Genomic DNA, 273 nt, shown 5'->3' on the forward strand with positions numbered 1-273 from the left:
AGCGGGCGTTGCCCTGGTCCCAGATTCTGGTAACATTGGTGGATGAACGCTGGGTTGATGAAAGTGATCCGTCCAGCAATGCCGGCCTGGTCAAGGCGCATTTACTGCAAGGCCCGGCTGCTGCCGCGTATTTTTTACCCCTGAAAAATGCAGCCCTGACGCCGACTGCCGGTTTTATGGACTGTGAAAACAGCCTGCATGAGCAAATTTCGCGGCTGGATGTAGCGGTACTGGGGATGGGAACCGATGGTCATACGGCATCCTGGTTTCCAC

General features: G+C 55.7%; 1 protein-coding gene. It reads left to right on the plus strand.

What is annotated here, in order from left to right; translation table 11 throughout:
- Positions 1-273: 6-phosphogluconolactonase (locus Q4563_RS19820; protein WP_303605738.1), on the plus strand; the 273-nt coding region annotated here is incomplete at both ends.

Source organism: Gilvimarinus sp. 1_MG-2023 (assembly GCF_030548285.1).